The organism is Thermostichus lividus PCC 6715, from assembly GCF_002754935.1.
GTDB lineage: Bacteria > Cyanobacteriota > Cyanobacteriia > Thermosynechococcales > Thermosynechococcaceae > Thermosynechococcus > Thermosynechococcus lividus.
The window spans coordinates 546,035-566,532 of the sequence record NZ_CP018092.1; the positions used below are offsets into that span (position 1 = coordinate 546,035).

General features: G+C 53.3%; 26 protein-coding genes, 2 tRNA genes and 2 pseudogenes. 13 read left to right on the forward strand and 17 right to left on the reverse strand.

Annotated features, from left to right (window positions below; genetic code table 11):
* Window positions 1-53: 53 nt before the first annotated feature.
* The 5 genes from BRW62_RS02725 to BRW62_RS14710 all read right to left on the reverse strand — a co-directional run bounded on the left by BRW62_RS02725 (window position 54) and on the right by BRW62_RS14710 (window position 3,495).
* Window positions 54-137, reverse strand: a tRNA-Leu gene (locus BRW62_RS02725).
* Between the two features lie 76 nt (window positions 138-213).
* Window positions 214-645, reverse strand: coding sequence for a hypothetical protein (locus BRW62_RS02730; RefSeq protein WP_099798180.1), 432 nt, complete (start codon window positions 643-645; stop codon window positions 214-216).
* A 41-nt stretch (window positions 646-686) separates the two neighbouring features.
* Entirely contained in the window at window positions 687-1,673 is a 987-nt protein-coding gene (cbiB, locus tag BRW62_RS02735; protein ID WP_099798181.1) for an adenosylcobinamide-phosphate synthase CbiB, read from the reverse strand.
* Window positions 1,674-1,712: 39 nt separating this feature from the next.
* Window positions 1,713-3,338 (reverse strand): MBL fold metallo-hydrolase, encoded by a 1,626-nt coding sequence (locus BRW62_RS02740; RefSeq protein ID WP_099798182.1) that lies wholly within the window; start codon window positions 3,336-3,338, stop codon window positions 1,713-1,715.
* 22 nt (window positions 3,339-3,360) lie between these two features.
* Window positions 3,361-3,495 (reverse strand): hypothetical protein, encoded by a 135-nt coding sequence (locus tag BRW62_RS14710; protein WP_257790494.1) that lies wholly within the window; start codon window positions 3,493-3,495, stop codon window positions 3,361-3,363.
* Between the two features lie 167 nt (window positions 3,496-3,662).
* On the opposite strand from BRW62_RS14710, the gene BRW62_RS02750 reads away from it, so the two are divergent.
* On the forward strand, window positions 3,663-4,577 hold the full coding sequence (locus BRW62_RS02750) for a histone deacetylase family protein (RefSeq protein WP_099799806.1): 915 nt from the start codon (window positions 3,663-3,665) through the stop codon (window positions 4,575-4,577).
* A gap of 81 nt (window positions 4,578-4,658) precedes the next feature.
* Here the strand turns inward: BRW62_RS02750 and BRW62_RS02755 are convergent, their stop codons facing one another.
* The 3 genes from BRW62_RS02755 to recN all read right to left on the reverse strand — a co-directional run bounded on the left by BRW62_RS02755 (window position 4,659) and on the right by recN (window position 7,355).
* A complete protein-coding gene (locus tag BRW62_RS02755) occupies window positions 4,659-5,192 on the reverse strand; it encodes a hypothetical protein (RefSeq protein WP_099798183.1) in 534 nt (177 codons plus the stop codon).
* Window positions 5,193-5,211: 19 nt separating this feature from the next.
* Window positions 5,212-5,529, reverse strand: a complete 318-nt coding sequence (locus BRW62_RS02760) for a hypothetical protein (RefSeq protein ID WP_227517525.1) — start codon at window positions 5,527-5,529, stop codon at window positions 5,212-5,214.
* Between the two features lie 104 nt (window positions 5,530-5,633).
* Complete coding sequence (gene recN, locus BRW62_RS02765; protein ID WP_099798185.1) at window positions 5,634-7,355, reverse strand: DNA repair protein RecN; 1,722 nt, start codon at window positions 7,353-7,355, stop codon at window positions 5,634-5,636.
* Between the two features lie 164 nt (window positions 7,356-7,519).
* Here recN and crtR point away from each other — a divergent pair, with 164 nt between their 5' ends.
* Window positions 7,520-8,431 carry a beta-carotene hydroxylase gene (crtR, locus tag BRW62_RS02770; RefSeq protein WP_099798186.1) on the forward strand — a complete coding sequence of 304 codons (912 nt, stop codon included), beginning with the start codon at window positions 7,520-7,522 and terminating at the stop codon, window positions 8,429-8,431.
* Window positions 8,432-8,439: 8 nt separating this feature from the next.
* On the forward strand, window positions 8,440-9,399 hold the full coding sequence (locus tag BRW62_RS02775) for an ABC transporter ATP-binding protein (RefSeq protein WP_099798187.1): 960 nt from the start codon (window positions 8,440-8,442) through the stop codon (window positions 9,397-9,399).
* Between the two features lie 157 nt (window positions 9,400-9,556).
* Here the strand turns inward: BRW62_RS02775 and pseF are convergent, their stop codons facing one another.
* Complete coding sequence (pseF, locus tag BRW62_RS02780; protein WP_099798188.1) at window positions 9,557-10,264, reverse strand: pseudaminic acid cytidylyltransferase; 708 nt, start codon at window positions 10,262-10,264, stop codon at window positions 9,557-9,559.
* A gap of 32 nt (window positions 10,265-10,296) precedes the next feature.
* Between pseF and BRW62_RS02785 the strand changes: the two are divergent.
* The 3 genes and pseudogenes from BRW62_RS02785 to BRW62_RS02795 form a co-directional block, all read left to right on the forward strand.
* Window positions 10,297-10,566, forward strand: a pseudogene (locus BRW62_RS02785) (energy-coupling factor ABC transporter permease); the annotation flags it as partial.
* 3 nt (window positions 10,567-10,569) lie between these two features.
* Window positions 10,570-10,890, forward strand: coding sequence for an energy-coupling factor ABC transporter substrate-binding protein (locus tag BRW62_RS02790; RefSeq protein WP_099798189.1), 321 nt, complete (start codon window positions 10,570-10,572; stop codon window positions 10,888-10,890).
* Window positions 10,891-10,921: 31 nt separating this feature from the next.
* Window positions 10,922-11,239 carry a transposase gene (locus tag BRW62_RS02795; RefSeq protein ID WP_157768321.1) on the forward strand — a complete coding sequence of 106 codons (318 nt, stop codon included), beginning with the start codon at window positions 10,922-10,924 and terminating at the stop codon, window positions 11,237-11,239.
* A gap of 128 nt (window positions 11,240-11,367) precedes the next feature.
* On the opposite strand, the gene ispE is transcribed toward BRW62_RS02795, so the two are convergent.
* Entirely contained in the window at window positions 11,368-12,303 is a 936-nt protein-coding gene (gene ispE / locus BRW62_RS02800) for a 4-(cytidine 5'-diphospho)-2-C-methyl-D-erythritol kinase (protein ID WP_099798191.1), read from the reverse strand.
* 130 nt (window positions 12,304-12,433) lie between these two features.
* On the opposite strand from ispE, the gene BRW62_RS02805 reads away from it, so the two are divergent.
* From BRW62_RS02805 to BRW62_RS02815, 3 genes are all read left to right on the forward strand, one after another.
* A tRNA-Gly gene (locus BRW62_RS02805) sits at window positions 12,434-12,505 on the forward strand.
* 18 nt (window positions 12,506-12,523) lie between these two features.
* Window positions 12,524-13,504 carry an FUSC family protein gene (locus tag BRW62_RS02810; protein WP_157768322.1) on the forward strand — a complete coding sequence of 327 codons (981 nt, stop codon included), beginning with the start codon at window positions 12,524-12,526 and terminating at the stop codon, window positions 13,502-13,504.
* A 219-nt stretch (window positions 13,505-13,723) separates the two neighbouring features.
* A complete protein-coding gene (locus BRW62_RS02815; protein ID WP_099798193.1) occupies window positions 13,724-13,993 on the forward strand; it encodes a hypothetical protein in 270 nt (89 codons plus the stop codon).
* Here the strand turns inward: BRW62_RS02815 and BRW62_RS02820 are convergent.
* The 4 genes from BRW62_RS02820 to BRW62_RS13705 form a co-directional block, all read right to left on the reverse strand.
* On the reverse strand, window positions 13,990-14,295 hold the full coding sequence (locus BRW62_RS02820) for a cell division protein SepF (protein ID WP_099798194.1): 306 nt from the start codon (window positions 14,293-14,295) through the stop codon (window positions 13,990-13,992). The two genes, BRW62_RS02815 and BRW62_RS02820, sit on opposite strands and share 4 nt — an antisense overlap.
* Window positions 14,296-14,428: 133 nt before the next feature.
* A complete protein-coding gene (locus tag BRW62_RS02825) occupies window positions 14,429-14,887 on the reverse strand; it encodes a PAM68 family protein (protein WP_099798195.1) in 459 nt (152 codons plus the stop codon).
* Between the two features lie 5 nt (window positions 14,888-14,892).
* Entirely contained in the window at window positions 14,893-15,162 is a 270-nt protein-coding gene (gene rpsO, locus BRW62_RS02830; protein ID WP_099798196.1) for a 30S ribosomal protein S15, read from the reverse strand.
* 137 nt (window positions 15,163-15,299) lie between these two features.
* Complete coding sequence (locus BRW62_RS13705) at window positions 15,300-15,659, reverse strand: hypothetical protein (RefSeq protein ID WP_227517526.1); 360 nt, start codon at window positions 15,657-15,659, stop codon at window positions 15,300-15,302.
* A gap of 117 nt (window positions 15,660-15,776) precedes the next feature.
* Here BRW62_RS13705 and BRW62_RS15025 point away from each other — a divergent pair.
* From BRW62_RS15025 to cax, 3 genes and pseudogenes are all read left to right on the forward strand, one after another.
* Window positions 15,777-15,965, forward strand: a pseudogene (locus tag BRW62_RS15025) (transposase); the annotation flags it as partial.
* A 65-nt stretch (window positions 15,966-16,030) separates the two neighbouring features.
* Window positions 16,031-16,894 (forward strand): N-acetylmuramoyl-L-alanine amidase, encoded by an 864-nt coding sequence (locus tag BRW62_RS02845; protein ID WP_227517528.1) that lies wholly within the window; start codon window positions 16,031-16,033, stop codon window positions 16,892-16,894.
* A 45-nt stretch (window positions 16,895-16,939) separates the two neighbouring features.
* Window positions 16,940-18,013 carry a calcium/proton exchanger gene (gene cax, locus BRW62_RS02850; RefSeq protein WP_198406124.1) on the forward strand — a complete coding sequence of 358 codons (1,074 nt, stop codon included), beginning with the start codon at window positions 16,940-16,942 and terminating at the stop codon, window positions 18,011-18,013.
* 49 nt (window positions 18,014-18,062) lie between these two features.
* Here cax and BRW62_RS02855 read toward each other — a convergent pair whose 3' ends face one another.
* The gene (locus BRW62_RS02855) at window positions 18,063-18,908 is read right to left on the reverse strand and encodes a transglutaminase family protein (protein ID WP_099799808.1); all 846 of its coding nucleotides are present in this window, start codon (window positions 18,906-18,908) and stop codon (window positions 18,063-18,065) included.
* Window positions 18,909-19,047: 139 nt separating this feature from the next.
* Here BRW62_RS02855 and psbZ point away from each other — a divergent pair, with 139 nt between their 5' ends.
* Window positions 19,048-19,236, forward strand: a complete 189-nt coding sequence (gene psbZ, locus BRW62_RS02860; RefSeq protein WP_099798198.1) for a photosystem II reaction center protein PsbZ — start codon at window positions 19,048-19,050, stop codon at window positions 19,234-19,236.
* On the opposite strand, the gene BRW62_RS02865 is transcribed toward psbZ, so the two are convergent.
* Both BRW62_RS02865 and BRW62_RS02870 read right to left on the reverse strand, forming a co-directional pair.
* A complete protein-coding gene (locus BRW62_RS02865) occupies window positions 19,233-20,009 on the reverse strand; it encodes a TrmH family RNA methyltransferase (RefSeq protein ID WP_099798199.1) in 777 nt (258 codons plus the stop codon). The two genes, psbZ and BRW62_RS02865, sit on opposite strands and share 4 nt — an antisense overlap.
* Window positions 20,010-20,024: 15 nt before the next feature.
* Window positions 20,025-20,441 carry a thioredoxin domain-containing protein gene (locus tag BRW62_RS02870; RefSeq protein WP_198406125.1) on the reverse strand — a complete coding sequence of 139 codons (417 nt, stop codon included), beginning with the start codon at window positions 20,439-20,441 and terminating at the stop codon, window positions 20,025-20,027.
* Window positions 20,442-20,498 lie beyond the last annotated feature (57 nt).

Sequence of the window (20,498 nt, forward strand, 5' to 3'; positions counted from 1 at the left end):
CAGTCAACGGATGTCAGTGCCTCTATCGTACCCTACTTTCAGGGAGCAGAGGATGCGGAACCGGGGACTTGAACCCCGAAGTCCTTGCGGACACTAGAACCTGAATCTAGCGCGTCTACCAATTCCGCCAGTTCCGCACTTGCGACAATTTGGTCAGCGATCCTTTATCGTGCCTGATAGGGGGAGTATCTGTCAATGTATTATTGCGAACTATTATTGCGAATTGCCGCGAAAGGTAATAAAAAAGGTTTGGCCATCAAGTGTGCCGTTGGCTGTAGCACTTAGAATGCGTTGATTGGCTCCATAGCGAGCAGTGACACCACCACTGGCATCGGCCATGCCCGAGCCACTCAGGCGAATATCTAGGGTGTAAGCGTCTCCCTTGATGAGAGTACCCCCAAAAGAGATCAGGCGGCCATCAGCTAAGCGAATGGACATATCCACCTTGTTATCGGCCTCTATGGCAATGCTCATAAAGGTCACACCAATGTTAGGGCGACCGGCTAGGCCAAAAATACCTGTACCGTTTTGGGCGTAGAATGTAGTTGCTGTCGGGGTTTCCTGTACGGGCGCAGGGGGCGAGTTGGCGATCGCCCTTGGGGTTAAGCCCAGTAGGAGGCTGAGAATCAATCCTAGGGTTTGCATACTGAGTTAAGTTCGTAACGCTCTAAGGGTAAAGACGATGATTACCTTGCAAAAGTTACCATCAGCAGTCCCCCTGTGAGGGCAAGCGTGACAAGACAAAGCTGGCGGGTTAAGGCAAGTGCCATACCAACTGTAGCGGGTTCAATAGGATGTAGCGGCTCACCGAGGTATGGTTTAACCTTTATTTGACCCCGGTAGGTGTTGACTCCCCCCAACTGCACCCCTAAGGCTGCCGCGTAGGTACACTCGCTCCAGCCAGAGTTAGGACTCGGATCCTTGGGGGCATCGCGCCAACACCACTCCCACACCCGCTGCCAACGGCCTGAGCACAGTGCCCCAAGGAGTACCAAAAAACGACAGGGGAACCACGTCAGTAGATCATCGATTTTAGCGGCAAACCATCCCCAGTGGGTATAGGGTGGCTGGCGATAGCCAATCATCGAGTCAAGGGTACTGGCCGCTTTGTAGGCCATGACGAGGGGGAGTGGCCCCACCTGCGGGACAAAGAGGCTGGCAATCGCCCCGTAAAAGAGTGGCGCAATGACCCCATCCGTCGCATTTTCGCTAACGGTTTCCAGCACGGCTCGCAGAATCTCAGTTTCGTCTAGCTGAGCGGTGTCTCGCCCCACGTATTTGGCTAAGCATTGCCGTGCCTGCGGTAAATCGCCTGCGTGTAGCGCCTGCAGCACCTCCTCGGCGGCCTCCCGTAAACTGCGTCCCGCCAAACCACTGGCAGTCCCCACCACTGCTAGCCCCCACCCCAGCAGCGGTGAAAGGTCGGTTGCGGCTTTAACAATTCCCCAAGATATGCAGGCCGCACCGCCAATCAAACTCACACTCAGGAGAGCACCCCCAAGGCGCTGCCCCCACATTGGCCACCCTTGGCCATAGCGACAGCTGTTGCTCACCCATTCAATATAGGTTCCCATCCAGCGCACCGGATGCGGCCAGCCCCACGGATCCCCAAGGCCATAGTCCAGTAGGGCAGCGGCAATCAGAATGGTATAGGCAATTTGCGGCGAGAACACAGGTGCTTGAGGAGGGACTGCTGGCGAGCAATAGCTATCTTAACTGTCCGGTTCCGGCTGGGTTTCTGCGCGCTCAAAGGCGGGGCAATAGCCCTCTGGTGCCACTTTGAAGTTATACAAGGCGGAGGCTTCATTCCAGCAGCGTTGCCCGCGATAAAACTGGCAATTAAAACAGCTTTCCTGCTCAGGGGCGATCGCTGCGGTCATTCCCAGAACTTCTTTGGGGGTCATTCCCCGCACCAGCAATTGCTCTCCCTGCCATGAGGCTAAAATAAAGCCTGTATCTGCTAAGCGGCGCCAGCGGGGATCGGCGGTAATGGCGGCCGGCAGACGGATCAGGGCATCGTCATTCCACTCGCTGACTTCACCTTCGTAGGCAAGCTGCACTAAGGAACTGGGGGTGGAAAGAGTGAGTTGGCCAATGGGAAATTGAATCGTGGAGCCACTGGTGGGGGTATGCAGGTGGTAGCGGTTACTCAGTTCATTGAGACTGGCCAAATCTGCTAAGTAATTTGGATCACCGTGAATGAGGACAACGTGTTGGGGGCGAATATTGTGGATGAGCTGGGTCGTGGCAGGACCATCAGCGTGCAATGACAGCAAAAAGCTATCCACTTCGACCTGGGGGAGTTGACTGAGTTGCGGGTCAAGATCCCGAAAGGGCTGACCATAAAGTAACCGGGGATACAGCACCAACCACGGGCGATCGCCGCGCTCTAGGTAAGGCAATAATTCCTGCCCTTGATCCACAAGGACAATGGTGGCTTGCTCTGGACGGGGACTAATTTGGTCAAGGCTGCTCAGGGGTTGAACTTGGGGCTTGACCCGCTGATCCCAAAAGAGGGCTTGATGTTGGGCAAAGTTTTGGATCGCTGTGGGTAGGTGGGGCAACACCGTTAGGTAAGCATCGCAACTGCGGGCGATCGCCGTTGTCACCCAAATCTGAATCGGTTGACCGGTAAATAAATGGTGGCTGCGCAACAAAATGAGGATTTCTTGGGCTACTCCAAGGGGAGGCAAGGGCAGTAGGACGTTGTACCCCTGATCGACCGCCGTGCGGATGCGTTCGGCCAATTGATTTTCCTGCTGGCGACGGTGGGGATGCCGCGCTGTCCCAAGGCTGGCTTCAATAATGAGCACATCCGGCTGCAACCCCCGCAGATCCGCAAGGGGTAACCCCTCAGCAAAACGCGTATTAGAGAGAAAAAAGTCCCCTGTATAAACCACACTCAGGGGCGGCTGCTCAGGGTTCGCCTCTTGATAGGTCAAGGCAAACACGGCGGCTCCGGGTAAGTGACCCGCGGGAAACAGTTCTGCTGTTAAGCCGTCTCCAAATTCCACTGGCGATCGCCATGGCAAGGCACGACAAAACGGTGGCACCTCTTCATCCGGCCAGTTCAGGGGTAACAGTTGAGCGGTAACTTCACTGGCATAGACGGGGATGTGGGGAAAGCGTCGATGGAAAGCGAGTAAACTCTGGGCATGATCGGCGTGGGCATGACTGCATAACACTAGATCAAACGGATGCTCTTCAATTTCCTCTAGCGGCAACACCGATAGAGATGGAATACCACAGTCTAGGAGAATACGATAGGTGCCAAGCTCTAAACCAATGCACACCCCTTCCCCTGCGTGACCCACCCCATAGTTGAGGCACTCGATCATCAACTCCGATCAGTGACCCTCCTTAGTGCGCCGAGCCATTGCCATGATAGTTATCGCTATCGTAGTAGCCATTCTGGGTGCCAAAGACGAGACACAATAGAATAAAGACTGGCGTAATCCCTAATAGAATAGGCTTAACGCTGATGACAACATCCATGGATTTGACTCCTAGTTTGGCTCAAAATGGCATAGGCTGCTGCTATTCAGTTTAGCGCAGAGATTTAGGCTAGAGCTGCAACGGCCAACGTTCTCCCTGCTGGCGATCGCCCCTGTAACGGCGGAGCGAACTACTCAACAAGCGTGCTGATCACTGTTCCGGCCTCTATGGTTAATCCACGATTTATTTATAGCGATCGCTTTCTTGATCACCGCTGCCGCCAGTTTCATTTTGAGCGCCCAGAGCGGTTGACGACCATTTGTCAGCACCTACGCACCGCATTTCCCAACGCAGTATGGCGGGAACCCACCCCAGTGAGTGAGGGTTTGCGATGTTGGCTCGAGCAGATTCACAGTCCTTTGTACCTACAGCAGTTAGCCGATATTGCAGCAGCGGGGGGAGGGTGGCTGGATGCCGACACCTACCTCAATGAACACAGCTATGATGTTGCCCTGCTCGCCGTCCAAGCTTGGCTGGATGGAGTCAATGACACCTGCTACACTCAATCTCCCGTGTTTGTGTTAGCGCGCCCCCCGGGGCACCATGCACTGCGGGAGCGGGGAATGGGCTTTTGTTTGCTGGCGAATGCTGCGATTGCGGCTCACTACGGACTCAGCGTAGCAGGAATTGAACGGGTGGCGATCCTCGATTGGGATGTTCACCACGGCAACGGCACCCAAGCCTTAGTGCAACATCACCCGCAAATCGCCTACTGCTCCCTGCACGAGAGTCCTGCCTATCCCTATACCGGTGCTGAGAGCGATCGCGGCTGCCACGGAAATGTGCTTAACCTACCGATGGCCGCAGGAGCAACCGGAGCCACCTATCAACTGGCGTTTAGAGAGCGCGTCATTCCCTTTTTACAGGAATTTGAGCCAGACCTATTAATTCTTAGTGCTGGCTACGATGCCCACCGAGATGACCCACTTTCGGGGATTAACCTTGACGACACTGACTACGGCTGGATGATCGGCCAGTGCTTGCAGATCACTCACCGTATCGTTGTTGGCTTAGAAGGAGGGTATAACCTCGATGCGTTGGGGCGTTCAGTGGTTGCAACTGTGCAGGCAATAGCTCACTGATCTAACACGTCTAAAACAATGTATTGATAGCCCTTAAGCCACTGCTATACATCTGCCCCTTGCCGCTACCCCTGAGGACGGTCACGCTCCAATAACCCGCGTCACTTCAGGTGAGTTAGCGGAATCACGTTCTATGTAGTCATAGGATAGCCAGTTGTAGTGGACTAAACCCACGGCGTGGGCAAAGAGTTTGGCAGGCTCTGCTGTCAACAATTCGTCAATATCGTGTGGGTGCAACCACTGCTCAACGTCATCGAGCAACTCCAGTTGTACCGAGGGAACGACCTGCTGGAGATTTGCCCGGGAGTACTCGGAATCGTCAACGTGGAGCTCATCGTCACCCCAATTACAATGGTAGCGGCTAACTACGGCACCGCGATTGTAGAGCGTAAACCCCCAGCCATAGTCTTCAGCATAGACATAGTGAAGCAGGGGATGGACGGCGGCGGCAACAATCCGCTCGTCTGGCTCAAAGGCGCTCCCCTCAGCTAAAAAGGTTACCCAGCCATTGCTTGGCCTATAGACGTAACCGTTGCATTGTATAGAGCGCAAGATCTCGATAGCATCTTCCGGTTGCTCACTGCGCAGATGATAGCTTTCACTGAACTCACTCATCGTGGGTACCCATACTCGGCTATCGATTAATGTATCGCTCCAAAAGCTGCCGAATCGCCTGAAGTTCCGCCAAAATACTACTGAGCAGTTGCTCGGGTTGATCCTGTGGTACTGTTTTTAGTTCGACGTGAAGCTCGGTAAACCCCATAACATCACGGGCAAACCGTGCTACCTCGTTAGGGTGAAACAATAATGGTTCGCGGCGACTGCTACGGCGCTCGGGATTCAGACGCTTGGGATCAAAGGGAGGATTGATAACGTAGTTGTCACTATTGACGTAGCGGTAGATAGAGGCTCGGGAACGATGGAGGGTTTGCTGAACTTGTTCAATTGTCATCAGGTTGCTATCACTAGATAGTAATTTATATCGCCGCATCAAAACTATTACTGAGGGTTATTGTTATCGATTTTATTTCAATGTAAGTGTAGAGGGATCAACTGTCAAGATTTAATGCGAATCTTTTGATTTAATTGCTGAGTTTGCCGCTGCTGCTGTTGTTCTAACAAACGGCTAGCAAAGGACAGGGCGGCTGCAGAGCGATCGCCCCCGGCCAAGTCCGCCAAGGCATGAAGGCGTTCTTCTCCATGGAGGGGATATACCGCAACCGTTGTTTGTTGCTGGTGTGCGGCGCTGAACTTTTGAACGTGGTAGTGGTGATCTGCCGCAGCAGCGATCAGGGATTGGTGGGTCACGCAAAGGGTTTGGTGGTGGCGGCTCAACCGGTACAAACTGTCGGCGATCGCCCCAGCAATACGCCCGGAGACCCCCGCATCAATTTCATCAAAAATCAATGTCTTCGCTGTTTGTTGTGTTGTTAGGCAGGTTTCTAATGCCAGTAAAAACCGACTAATTTCACCACCGGAGGCAACCTCCCCAAGCGGTTGTAAGGGTTGGCCAGGATTGGCACTCCACAGAAAGGTAATGTGATCACTGCCGTGGCTGCTGGGAGCTATGGACTCCAGTTGTACTTGGAAACGAGCATGGGGTAGCCCAAGGGGCTGGAGATGCTCAAGGAGTTCCGCTTGCAGTTGATCTGCAGCAGCAGCGCGCAGTTCATGGAGACGAGCGCTGGCAGTGGTTAGCTCTGTCATCCATGCCTGTACATGGTGCTCGAGATGCTCGTGAGTCATGGTGTGCTGCTGGATCTGGCTGAGTTCGGCAGCAATGCTATCGCGGTAGGCCATAACGCTCGCCAAGTCAGGCCCATACTTACGACACAGCCGTTGGAGCTGATGAATGCGGTTGCCAATCCTATCGAGGGTCTCCGGATCGGCCTCTAGGCTCTCAGCATAGGTGCGCAGGTGCCGTGCGGCCTCTTCGCCTTGGGCGATCGCCCCTTCGAGCAATTCTAGGACTGGAGCAAGGGAGCGATCTAAGGGCAGGAGCGCCTGTAGCGCCATTTGGGCTTGCCCCAATAACCCTGTGGCACTGGGTTCCTCCTCGTAGAGCCAGTAGTAGGCGCGCTGGCTGTGCTCCTGTAACTCATGGATGTGGCTCAGCCGCTGATATTGTTGCTGGAGGGTCTCCAACTCATGGGGGTCGTTCAGGTTGGCTGGCTCCAGTTCACTGAGTTGAAATTTCAACAGGTCTAGCCGTTGCAGTCGTTGTTGCTCTGCTTGGGTAAACTCTGCCAATTGGCGCTGACTACTCTGCCACGCTTGGTAGCATTCAGACACCCGCTGACGCTGCGCCAGTAGCTCGACTCCCCCGTAGTGATCCAGCCAATCGCGCTGTTGGGCTGGGCTGGCCAGTTGAATGGCTTGCCCCTGCGCCGTCAAACGCACCAGATAACGCCGTAGTTCCTGTAGCTGTTGCCGATTGACAAGAACTCCATTTACCCGCGTGCGGCTGCGGAAGGTCTCTCCCTTGAGGCTAAATTCACGACTGCACAGCAGTTCTCCCCCCATATCTTCAATCTCTAGGCGCTGGAGCCATGCCTGTACCTCCGGTGTGAGGGTAAACACCGCTTCAATGTGTCCTTGGGTGCTCCCAGAGCGCAGGTGCCGCACCGTTAGTTTGCCCCCAAGGAGAGCATCAATGGCATCCAAGAGAATCGATTTCCCTGCCCCTGTTTCCCCCGTCAGCACGTTCAGACCAGGGTGAAATGTGACCTCTAACTCCGTGACAAGGGCAAAATTCTTAATCCGCAGTGTTTGCAGCATTCCCTTTAGGACTCCGGCAGCCAAGCGACTCTATTGTGGCACTCTTCCTTTCGTTGGAACGAGGACAGCTCACTTTTGCCATAGTGCGACTTGATTTTGTACCGCAGATTAGCCTACATAGTAGAAGGTAATATTTTGCAACATTTTGAGGAGCAACTGCTCGGATGATCACGGAGGCAGCAGCGATCCCAGCAACGGTGCCCAAAGAGTTTTTGGGGCCACCAATGGGGTTTAATCCAACCTTAGTCATGTTTTTTGCCGCATTTGCGATCGCCATTCTTTCGACGTGGGGATACGTTCAGGGAGACTGGCCGGGTTGGGTTTGCTTTGGCGCCAATATGCTGGCTCTACACCTAATGGGAACGGTGATTCACGATGCCTCCCACAATGTTGCCCACAGCAGTCGCCTTGTCAATGCCATTATGGGCCACGGCAGTGCCTTACTCCTTGGCTTTGTATTTCCGGTCTTCACACGGGTGCACATGCAGCACCATGCCAATGTCAATGATCCCGAGAATGACCCAGATCACTATGTGTCTAAGGGGGGGCCTTTGTGGTTAATTGCCCCTCGCTTTTTCTACCATGAAATTTTCTTTTTCAAGCGGCGGCTCTGGCGGAACTATGAATTGCTGGAGTGGGCAATTAGTCGGCTAATCTTAATTGCTATTGTGGTGTTTGCGGCTACTAGTGGCTACATGCACTATGTTCTAAATTATTGGTTTCTGCCCGCCGGGGTGGTTGGGCTGATGCTGGGGCTCTTTTTTGACTATTTTCCCCACCGTCCCCACACCGAGCGCGATCGCTGGCACAATGCCCGGGTCTATCCCAGTCCAATTTTGAACTTGCTTATCTTTGGTCAAAATTACCACCTGATTCATCACCTGTGGCCGAATATTCCATGGTATAAGGTGCAGCCTGCCTACCATGCCGTCAAACCGTTACTAGATGCCCACGGCTGTAAACAGACCCTTGGTATATTGGAACCGGGGAATTTTCTCCCCTTTTTATACGATGCTTTAGTGGGGCTGCACTTTCATCGGGTCGCCCCACCCTCTAAGACTCCTCCTCCCTCTTGAGGTGTTCCATGGTGGCTGAAGTCAGCGGCGATCGCCCCCCTGTTGTGGTGGTCGAAAACCTACAAAAGTCCTATCGGACAGGGTTTTGGCTGCGTACGGTGATCACCCCCCTGAAGTCCGTTTCCCTACAGGTGTACCAAGGAGAAACCTTTGGCCTCCTCGGCCCCAACGGGGCAGGCAAGACCACGTTACTCAAAACTCTGTTGGGGTTGGTACAACCTAGCGCTGGGCATGGCTTGCTGTTGGGGCGACCCTTGGGCGATCGCGCCATTCGCCAGCACATTGGCTATCTACCGGAAAATCCTTACTTTTACGACTATCTGACGGGTTGGGAATTTCTCGAGTTTACCGCTGGCCTGTTTGGCCTTAGCAAAGCCACTCGCCAAGAACGAATTCCACTGTTGCTAGAAATGGTGGGCTTAACCCTCAAGGATGCCCGCAATAAGCAAATGCGCCGTTACTCGAAAGGGATGGTGCAGCGGGTCGGCCTCGCCCAAGCCCTCATCAACAACCCAGACGTCGTGTTCCTCGACGAACCCATGTCTGGCTTAGATCCCCTTGGCCGCTATCAAATCCGTGAGATCATCCTATCTCTGAAAAAGCAGGGCAAAACCATCTTTTTTAATAGTCATGTTTTGGCAGATGTGGAGGCCATTTGCGATCGCATTGGTATTTTGGCCCAAGGGGAGCTAATTTGTACCGGTGGGGTGAACGAGCTCCTTGGCAGTAGCACGAGCTACCATGTGGAGGGCACGGGTGGCCATGTCGATGGCCTGCAGGAGTGGCTACACCCTCTAGAGATTCAAGGCGATCGCTGGCAAGGCGTGATTAACGTTTCACCGCAGCGCTTTTTAACCCTTGTGGAGGAAATGGGAGGACAAATTTTACACCTACGCCTCGCCCGCCCCACCCTTGAAGAATTTTTTGTCGAACAGTTGCGCCAGCGGGGGATTTACGTGAGCCATTAGGGATACAGGCCGCTGCTGGCAAAAGACCATCATACGTCTATTCAGCAACGCCAAATTTTCAAACTAGGGTAGTGCTCAAGATGGGATGTTTTATCGAATGTGAGCGAAAAACCCCGTCCGCTTGCGGCAGGAAGGATGTCAACATATCTATCCTCTTCTATGCTCTTCGTACCCCCTCTTCATGCAACAACGCCATTTGATACAGAAGTTCTGCCCGCTGCCAGTCTTCGGGGGTATCTATATCTACAACTCGCCAGTGGGGAATAACGAGTCCAACACCTGCGCGATGAATACTCACACCGGTCAGCCAAGCGTGTGCTGTTCCCCAGTAAAACTGGCCTGCATCATAGTAGGCGGGTTCTAAGTCTTGGGTGCGTACCTGTTCATACTCTGGGTAAAACGGTTCCATCCGACCGGTCTCGTGTCGCTTCAGTGCCCGCTGAATGGGTGAAGGAAATGTTGTTACCGGAAATGTGTAGGGAGCCTGCACACTCAGCAGTAGCTCTAGGGCTTTATTGAGATCCGCCGCGTGCAACAGGGGAACTGCCGGATAGATACAACAGACGTAGTCTATTTCCCAACCTTGTTTTTGCAAGACTTGGATGCCATGGGCAATGACCGGAGTGGTGCCTGTGTGATCATCTGCTAATACCGCTGGACGCGTAAATGGCACCTCTGCACCCCATTGAGTGGCCACAGTAGCAATTTCTGTATCCTCGGTTGAGACGACAATACGGTCAAACAGACTGGATGCCTGAGCGGCGCAAATAGCATGGGCTAGCATTGGTTTGCCACAAAAGTCACGTATATTTTTGCGGGGAATACGTTTACTGCCGCCCCGCGCTGGAATGATGGCGATCTTCATTCTTTTCCTCAAAGCGTCTATTGTAATCTATAAGCGCTAGACAAACCCTAGCTGTCTTTTTAGGGACTGCGCTAGCCGATCTATTGACCTATGTGCTGACCTCGCTACAGTTGGCCGTTGCCTTTCCCGCAGCCACGGGTGGGGTGTTGGCAGCCTTTGCTAAGTTTGCTGGCATTTTTGCCCTAACGCAAATTCCCTTAGCGATCGCTGAAGGTCTCTTGACGGTGATGGTTTGGAACTGGTTGCAAACCTACAACCGAGAAGAATTGCAAGTCCTGAATTTGATCAAGCAGGAGTCATAACCAATGAGCCGAAAGAATCAACGTTGGAACAATTGGGTATTGGTTGTGGCGGTAGTGGTGCTGGCGATCGCCCCATTATTGCTGGCGCGCAAAGCCGAGTTTAGCGGTGCTGACGCTGAAGCAGAAGCTGCAATTCAGGAGGTTAGCCCAAGCTATCAGCCTTGGTTTAATCCGGTCTTTGAACCAACCAGTGGCGAAATTGAATCACTGTTCTTTGCCGTCCAAGCGGCACTAGGAGCAGGAGTCATCGGCTATGTTTTTGGGCTATATCGAAGCAGGCACGAGCGACAGGCATCCCAACACCACCCAGAAGTGAGCCAGTAAAAAAGCAAAACTGGAAGAAATTCGAGAAGTAGTGCCAAGTCTGGCTCGAATGCATCAGGAGAAGGAATCGTTTAGAGCCATCTTTGAGCAAGCAAAAGATTGGAAAGATGGAACCTTTCAATTGCTCGATTGGTTAGCTCAAGCTCAGGATTCTTTTCAAGAGAGCGTAAGAACAATTTGTCGGTGGTTTGGTGAAGTCACCGCCTATTTTGATAATCACACAAATAGTGGTGTTGTTGAAGGTATTAACAATAAATTGAAGCTGATCAAGCGGTCAGGTTATGGGTTCAGGAACTTTGACAATTTTCAGTTACGTTGCTTAATTTGCTGGCATTTAGCTATTGATTAAGCATAACTCGGACGATAGAGCCGGATTTTCCGCTTTTAGGCTTTTTCTTTACCTTTCTTTTTGAATTTCAACACTTCTGCCATTGAACAACTACATTGTAGTTAAAAATTGCAGTTAAAACAGGCTGCCTAGCTGGGTTGTAGCTGAATGCCATGGGGGCAGCACTCGCATACCCAGAGGTCTAAATCGGGGTCAGGCAAGTCTCGCCGGACACGTTGGAGGAGATCGTAACCTGCATTCATTGTTTCTACCAACCCAAAGACAGTAGGGCCAGAGCCTGACATCATGCTGGCGATCGCCCCGGCCTTTATAAACGTTTCTCGTAACTGAGCCACGGCTGGATAGCGGGGTAACACCACCTTTTGTAAATCATTCCTCAAACTGCTGGCTAACGTTGCCAGATCGTTGCGGTGAATGGCTTGCAATAGGGTGGCAGATCCGCCTTCTTGGCGGGCTTTTTCCTGCGCTGCTGCGGTCTGAGCATAGAGGTGCTGAAACTCTTGGCGATAGGTTTGGTAGGCCCATGGCGTCGAGACACTCAAGGAGCGATACTTCCCTAAGACCACCGTCAGGTTCTGAAGGTCGGGAAGGGGAGACAACTGCTCGCCACGCCCCAAGGCTAAGGCGGTGCCACCGCTGAGACAAAAGGGAACATCGGATCCGAGGTGTTGGGCAAAGGTCTGTAGCTCGGCTTGCGTCAGCCCCAGTTGCCACAGCAGGTCTAAGCCCACCAGTACTGCCGCTGCATTGGTGGAGCCACCCGCTAACCCCGCCCCCATGGGAATCCGCTTCTCAATAAAAATTTCCACACCATCGCGATCAGGGAAGTGCTGTTGCAGGAGGGCTGCAGCTTTATAGGCCAAATTGCGCTGATCGCAGGGCACTGCTGGATGGGTGCACTCAATTTTAATCTGGCGATCGCGACGAGGTACCAGTTCCACACGATCCGCTAAAGATACCGCCTGCATCACCATCACCAATTCATGGTAGCCACTGCCATCCAGACAATTACCGACAATTTGCAGAAAGAGATTAATTTTGGCTGGTGCCAACAAACGGTACACGCTAGCAGACTCTCACAACATTGAGGGTGGGGCTTGGCTATAGATCCTCTCACAGGAGTTGTTCTTTTGCCAGCACTTGCCGCAGTGCCTTGACAACATCCCCCTTGATTTTTTACATTAGAAATCTGTTGCGGGTATAGCTCAGTGGTAGAGCGCAACCTTGCCAAGGTTGATGTCGCGCGTTCGAATCGCGTTACCCGCTTTGACCTCAAGATTAGCCATGTCACGCTGGTTGTTGCCTAGCCGCCTCCAGCTTAAACACGCTGTCAAGGTGGGCATTGCAGCCGGTTTACTGGCCATTGTCTGCTGGCATGCCAACCTCAAGATGGTTCACTATCCTGCCATGGGGTTAGTGGCCACCATGTTGTCTTTGAATACGGGTGAAACCCTCAAAAACGGTTGGGGACGGCTGGGAGGCAGTCTCTTAGGGGGACTTTGTACAGCTCTATGGATTTCTGGCTTGGGGCTGAATCCCCTTGCGGGGACACTGGCGTTTAGTACCGCTGTCTTACTGTGCGAAACCCTCAAGTTACCAACGATGCAAAACCAAGCCGCTGCGGTAACGGCAATTATGGCAGCCAGTACCGAATTTGGTCAGCAGCCGTGGGAGTATGCCAGCAGTCGTGTGTTCGATAACTGTATTGGAATTGCCATCGGCATTTTAGTGACCCTTTGCCTTTGGCCAGAGCACCCGGAGCTGACGCTCAAACGGTCAACCAGCGCTATTGTGGCCAAGTTACACGAAATCTATGAAGACGTTTGCCAAACACTAGTCACAGGTATTGTCCCAGAGCATGAAGCAACCTTAGCGGCATTGGTCAGCCAGCTGCAGCAAGCGGAGGCTACCCTCGAAGCATCGGTATATGGCATTCTCGGTTGGGTGCTGGTGTTGCAAAACTGGAGCGATCGCCTGATGGGTCTGCGGCGACTACGGCGACACCTACGCAGCTTGAGTCATCTCAGTCCTGCCCTCCATAGCAGTCAGTTTCGCCAAGAATGTCAGCCGTTTTTTGATCAGCTTTGGCCCGCCTTGAGGGCTAAGTTTAGGGTGCTAGAAACCCACTTGCAAGGCACAGGGCACTCTAACCCGCTTGCAGATTCGCCACCACCCTTTGCATTGCTCCACGAGCGGTTGACACATCTGCGCCACCAGCAAATCACTAAAAAATATCCTCTCGACGATGTCATTCACATCGGGTAGGGCTGGAAGCCCCGTACTTCAGTGCGGGGAGGAAAGCTCCTTTAGCAACTTCAGTTGTTTTAGGTTATAATTGTACTGCGGACACCAGAAACGGTTGTTCAAGGCACTGGTAACGGTCGATTGGGGGTGTTGTAAACCACCCCAGAGGCTCGCGGTTGGCTTGCTAACTGCAGGGCTACTAAAAGCTCCCTGCTTTAGCTGGGAGTAGTTTACCCTAGCATGGTCTATACTATCCTGCAGGAATGTCAACCCGCTGTGGGCGAAGTACTGAGGGCGATCGCCCATAGCCTACACCAAGGCCTACCTACCCAAGAGACCATCAGTGCTGTTGCGCACTCCTTGCACGAACTCGAAACACAGTTAGTGAGCCTGCGTCAGCAGAGCCGCCTGCGGGAGTACCCCCTCGAGGGAATTTTAGAAGCTTTTAATGTCCTTGAAGTGCTAAAAGAGGTTGGTGGCGACATCCTGCCAACCATGGATCCTAGCTAGACGACTGAAACTGCCTCTGAGCTAGAATGAGGCTCTTGTATATTAATAATGCTTGGCGTAAATAGAAAGACCCCATCTCCCAACCGTGACTGATTGCCGTTAATGGCAAAGGTGCTACCAGCAGCAAAGTCAGAAATCCGCTGTGCTTCGGCAATATCTAACTCTTCTAAATTGAGGATCACTGCTTTATCTGCCCGTAGTGCCTGCACAATTAGGGTCGTATCACTCAGCGACTGCGGCTTAATGATCACGACTTCATAACCACTGCTCAGGGAATGGCCAAAGGCAGTCAGTTCACTCATGGGAGTCCCCCTTGGGAATGCGAAATAGAAGAAATAGACTTTTAGCCTAACTTTTTTATACGATCAGGACTTACGCTTATGCAAACAAACGTAAAAAGAGCTTAATCCTTGACAAGGGCTAGCCCTATTGAAGCTAGGTTCCCGATTTAGGCGATTTACGGGTTTGCCAACTGTCCACAATACGGCCAAAATTAGTACGAAATTCTGCAATCCCTAGCCAACTGCCAGCCTGTGCCTCATCCCAAGAGGCTGAGATGACACCATAACTCAGGCCAAGGGCACCTAACCCAAACCAGCCCAAACTAACAAGAACCACCACCACATGGGGCAGACTAAACCAGTGATGCTGCACAATGACGTAGCTTACGGGGAATGTTGTCAACCCCAACAGCGTTGGTACACCAGCGCACACCGCCATCCGACTGACCATCCGCCGACTAACGACTTCAGGGATAGCGCCTTGCTTGGCAGCAGCACTCTTTTGCTGTTTGGCAGCGCTCTTGCGGCCAGTATCATCAGGGCTAGGGGCTTTGGAGAACGTTGCTTTACTCTTCTTACGAGATTCAAAAGGTAGTCCAGAGCCTTTGGCCATGTTGCTTAACCCCGAATTCCTAAACGCTCGATAAGTTGACGATAACGCTGTGAATCGTGCTTGTTGATATAAGCGAGGAGCCTCTTACGGCGGCCAATAATTTTCAGTAGCCCCCGCCGCGACGCATGATCCTTCTTATTCGTCTTGAGGTGTTCTGAAAGTTGTTTAATGCGCTCGGTGAGAATAGCGACCTGCACATCCGCAGAGCCGGTATCTGTACTGTGAATTTGGTAAGTGTTGATGATGTCCTGTTTGAGGTCGTGTTGCAGTGCCATAGCTATGATCAAGAGATGAACGGCGCGATCTATATATCATACGGTGCGATCGCCCCAGAAGGGTAGCCCTTAACAGGGGATGATTTTTAGTATAGACACTATCGAGGCGTGGATGCTCCGCTCATGGGGTTTCGCGTTCATAAGCGGCTTCCCAATCCCCATAGCAGAGAGAGGGTGACCGGCATTCTCGGCGTAGAGCAGGAACTTCTGTCTTTCGCTACCTGCCCGTCCTTGCGGCGGGTCAGCTTCAGTTGATACGCCAAGTATCGAGCCGCGATATTGTAGCTGGCGCTAAGGTCAAAGGACGAAACTTGTCCTTTCACAAACTCGATAGCAGCACGACGCAGGCAGGACGGGAACTTGTAGAACCGCGTCTCAACGTAGGAATACTTCGGGTTCGGATGCTGACTGGTGCGATGAATGAGCCGTTCCACTGCCGCACAGCAACTTTTGGCTTCAGTTAGTTTTGACCAGTGGCCCATGACCACATCGCTCAACGCCTTGCAGTAAGCCCGGTACTCATTAAACGTTGCTGAGAGATGAAGTCTCACGTCTGGCGACGGTTGTAAGCCTCATTTGTCAGTGCGTACAATAGGTTTACTCATAATCAACTAATTCTGGCTCGGAAAATGCATCAAGAGTTTGCGGAGCAGCTACGCCCCTTTTACTGGACGCCTTACGTCTGGAACCGGGTCTATGGCTTGATCACGACTGGGGGATGGGCCAGCATCGAAACCCTTTTGAAATACATCGAGAATCAGGGCGAGCCGCGAACACTCCGTCCGCCGCTAACTAAGGAATGACGCTTCGCGTCTATTCGTAGGATTGCGGCGGTTTTGCTCAAAATGAGTGAGGACGTGAGTCATCCGTGAAGCAGCAACGGTTATGGTTTGGGGTTATCCTTGCCTGTACAGTTATCGGTCTCATGTTGAGCCGCTACTGGTATGCTCACCATGTCATGGCGAGTGCTGAGGCGGCGGCTCGCCAGCGATTGGTTGTTGCCCTAGAGCGAGCGCTGCCCCCCTTAAACACCACAGTGCCAGTTAATCTAAACTGCGCGATCGCAACGCCAGTGATTTCTTTAGCCCACGTGCAGCAACTGGGTCGCCATCGCCCGCGGGAACGGTGGGCGCTAGCCCATGCTTCAAACTATGGCGATCGCGTCACCGTCGATGTGCATGGGAACCCGACGAATCATCTGCTGCTGGTCGTCCTCCACGAAACGGTCTATAGTGCCGCCAGTGCTGTTGACTACTTCCAGACCTACCACGAGCGTGACGAGGATCAGGCCAGCTACCATGCCATTATTACCCGCAGTGGGGAGATCTTTTACACCGTCCCTGCCCATAAACGGGCCTACGGCGCAGGGAATTCGGCCTTTCAGGGGGAACAGGTACAAACGAATCTGCGCATTGCTGCATCGGTGAATAACTTTGCGTACCATATCTCCCTCGAAACCCCCTTAGATGGCCAGAACGCAAACTTGAGTCATAGCGGCTATACCGAAGCACAGTATCGGTCTCTCGCATGGCTGGTCAGTCGCACCCAAGTGCCATGGCAGCGCATTACCACTCACGCTGCGGTGGATCTAGGGGGCGAGCGCGCTGATCCGCGCAGCTTCGATTGGCAACGGTTTGCGCAGTATTGGCAGCCCTATCATCGCCTTCAGCAACACTATTGCGCCATGCTGGCCAATCGCCAACTCCCAGCTAGGGAATCCAACGCCAGCTAAGTTCCTACGGGCTAGGATAGAGGAGTTTTTGACAGGGATGCTCCCATGGGCTTGAAACGCTTTGTCTCGTTTAGTTTCTTGGTGTTTATTCCCCTCTCGGTTGCTGCTGAAAAATTGGAGTGGGGGGCGCTCACGGTCTTTATTGTGGCAGCACTGGCCATTGTTCCCCTCGCTATTTGGCTGAGTACTGCCACCGAAGAAGTTGCCCTCGCCACCGGTCCGACCATTGGCGGGCTATTGAATGCCCTGTTTGGCAATGCCACGGAGTTGATTATTGCCATTGTGGCGCTGCGGGGAGGCTTGGTGGATATTGTCAAAGCCAGTATTACAGGAACACTAATTGCTAACTTGCTTCTTGTTATGGGGCTGTCGATGTTTCTTGGGGGGATTCGCTACAAGGAGCAATCCTTTGCACCTGTCGTTGCCCGGGTGAATGCCTCTTCAATGACTGTGGCGATCGCGGCCATTCTGCTACCGGCGATGGTGATTTACACCTCCACCAGCGTACCGGAGACGGCCATTTCCACGATGTCGGTGGTGGCGGCTGGGGTCTTAATTGCCGTCTATGGGATGACGCTCCTGTTTTCCTTAAAAACCCACAGCTACCTCTACGAAGTCAGCCAAGTGGAGCTGGCGGATGACGAGGGTCACCATGAAAAACCCAACCTCACCCTGTGGATGACGGTGCTGATCATTGCGACCCTTGGGGTTGCCTTTGAGTCCGAAATTTTTGTAGGGGCAGTGGAGGCAGCAACAGAAGGCTTGGGTCTAACGCCATTGTTTACAGGGGTAATCTTACTGCCCTTAGTGGGTGGCGCAGCGGAGTACGTCACGGCGGTGGGGGTTGCCCTCAAGAATAATATGGATCTATCCGTCTCGATTGCCCTTGGTTCATCCCTACTAGTCGCCTTGCTAGTTGCCCCCGTATTAGTCGTAATTGGTCAGGTCATTGGCCAGCCCATGGATTTGAACTTTAGCCTGTTTGAGGTCGTGACGGTCATTATCTCGGTGGTGATTGCCAACGTCATTAGCCTCGATGGTCGCTCAAACTGGCTGGAGGGAGCGCTGTTGCTTGCCACCTATAGCATTCTCGGCACCGCCTTCTTTTTCCACACTTAGCTGCGAGCCGTACCGCCCAGGCTGGAAGGCATGATCAGCCTAGGGGATTTCAGGAAAGGGGTTGGATGTGGAGGTGGTAGGTCATGGTGGCGGTGACCCCTTGCCCCCGCAATACTCCATCAATAGGGGCAGCATCGGCAGGCTCAGCCGTGGCCACCAGCGCAACATGGCGATCGCTCACCGCTAGACCATGGGTGGGGTCGTAGCCCCGCCACCCTGCTCCCGGCAGATAGACCTCCACCCACGCATGGAGGTGGCGCTCTGGGTTATCTAGATCCCCTTCTTGATAGCCACTGACAAAGCGGGCGGCCAATCCGACCGCACGGCAGGCATGGATAAACAAGACCGCAGTATCGCGACAGGACCCCGCCTGCTGGGACCATGTCAGACAGGGAGGCCACGGTGCCCCTGTCTCGCGAATTTGATGCTGGCAGGTGCGGTAAATCTGTTCGTTGAGTTCACTCAAAAATGGCAGAACCGCGCCGTCCACCCGTGCCAACGTTTCCCACGCCAGTTGATAGGCCACCGGATCCACTGCGCCGCTAAGATAGGGGTGCAACCCATGGGCTAAACGTTGGGGATAGTTGAAGGGCAACGTCATTGCCCACGGCTCCAACAGGTAGTTAAACGGATTCTGACAGTAGGTTTCCACCTCAGAGGTGACTTGAATCATTAAGGTCGTGGTGAGGTTGTTCGACCACCAGTAGCGCCGCAGGTGATTGCCATAGGCATCGAGAACCGTACTGCACCCTTGGGGCACAGGTAGGATCTGCACCGTTAGCGATCGCAGGTGTTGATGACCATCGCTGCGGGGGATCAGCCGTAGATCGTGGGGGGCTAAGGCAACAGCAGCACTATAGGTGTAGGTCGTTTGATGGGTAATTCGGTAGTCCATCATGCTCTCGTCTGGGGTCAGCATTATTTTGCCATTCTCCACCGAGTTTAGGGGGGGAAAATGGGGGATAATGCTACTTCAGAGGTAGTGAGTCGGCTACCCCGCAATTGCCGCTGATAAGATTTGGGAGTTAGCAACGATGTCGATTTTGTTTCAACTGGCACTCGCCGCCCTGGTCATCCTGTCCTTTGTCATGGTGATTGGGGTGCCAGTGGCCTATGCGTCACCCCAAGACTGGGATCGCTCGAAGCAGCTAATCTTTTTGGGGTCTGGGGTCTGGATTGCCCTAGTGCTGGTGGTGGCGGTTCTGAATTTCTTCGTCGTCTAGCCCTGCCACCGTTGACGATAGACCTCGTAGAGCAGCACAGCGGTGGCGATCGCCACGTTTAAGGAGTCCACCGTGGCGGCTTGGGGAATAGCCACAGAGGTAAAGGTCAAGGCACCGTAATCGGCGGGAAGACCTTGGCCTTCGTTTCCCATCACAATTAACGTAGGCTGACAAAAATTGACTTGCCAGTACACCTGTGCCGCCGTGGGCGACGTGACCACCACCTGCCAGCCCTGCGCCTGATAGGTAGCCAACGTCCCTAGAGGATCCGCAACCGTTTGAAACGGCAGCCGAAACCACTGCCCTGCACTAGCTCGCAATACTTTAGGGTGGCTCATCTCTACACAGTCGGGCGTGAGCAGGATACCTTCAACGCCAGTGGCGGCGGCGGTGCGGACAATGGTACCTAGGTTCCCTGGATCCTGAAGCGTGACAAGGCACAACCCCAAACTCTGGAGGGGCAATGAATTTGGGGGGCGATAGGTGGTTACCGCAACCACGCCATCCGGTGTACGGGTTGTGCAGAGGGCAGCCAGCACCTCCTCACTTACCACCTCGAGGCGATTGCTGTGCTGTTCCAGTTGCTGCAGCCACGGGCTTGGTTGCTTGTCGTACCATGCGGGGGTACAACAAACCACGTCCAGCGAATAGCCTGCTGCCAAGGCTTCCTGTACCAGATGGGTGCCTTCCAGTAGGAGATGACCTTGACGATATTTCCGCTGATGGAGCTTGCGAATGTGGCGCACCAGCGGATTTTGTCGGCTTGTGATCATGAAGCAACGCCGATGCTAGTTACCCTCATAACCAGAGAGCTGAGCCAACGCACTGAGGGGAAATACGCCTTCGTATTTTTTGCCATTAATCTCCCACGTTGGGTAGGCACGGATATTAGCTTGTTTACACAGTTCTGGTTTGGGGTTAGTACCGCGAGCATCGCACTCAATGTATTGAACACTCTTAAAGGCATTGCCAAACAGTTCTTTCTGTTTTGTGCAAGCTGGGCACCAGTACGCACCATACATCTTGGCATTAATTTTTTTGAGGTGAGCCGCAAGACCTTGGGCAGAAATGGTTTGATGGGTACTCTGGGCAAAGGTCGCCGGAACCGCACTAGCGGCCACGATCCGAGGCGCCAAGGCGATCGCCCCCATCACCTCTAGTCCTGCTAGTGCATACCGTATCTGTCGCCCTGAGGAACAAACCATAGTAGAATAACTCGCCAATGGATGTGTAGTACGATGACCATCCTAGTTTAGCGCTAG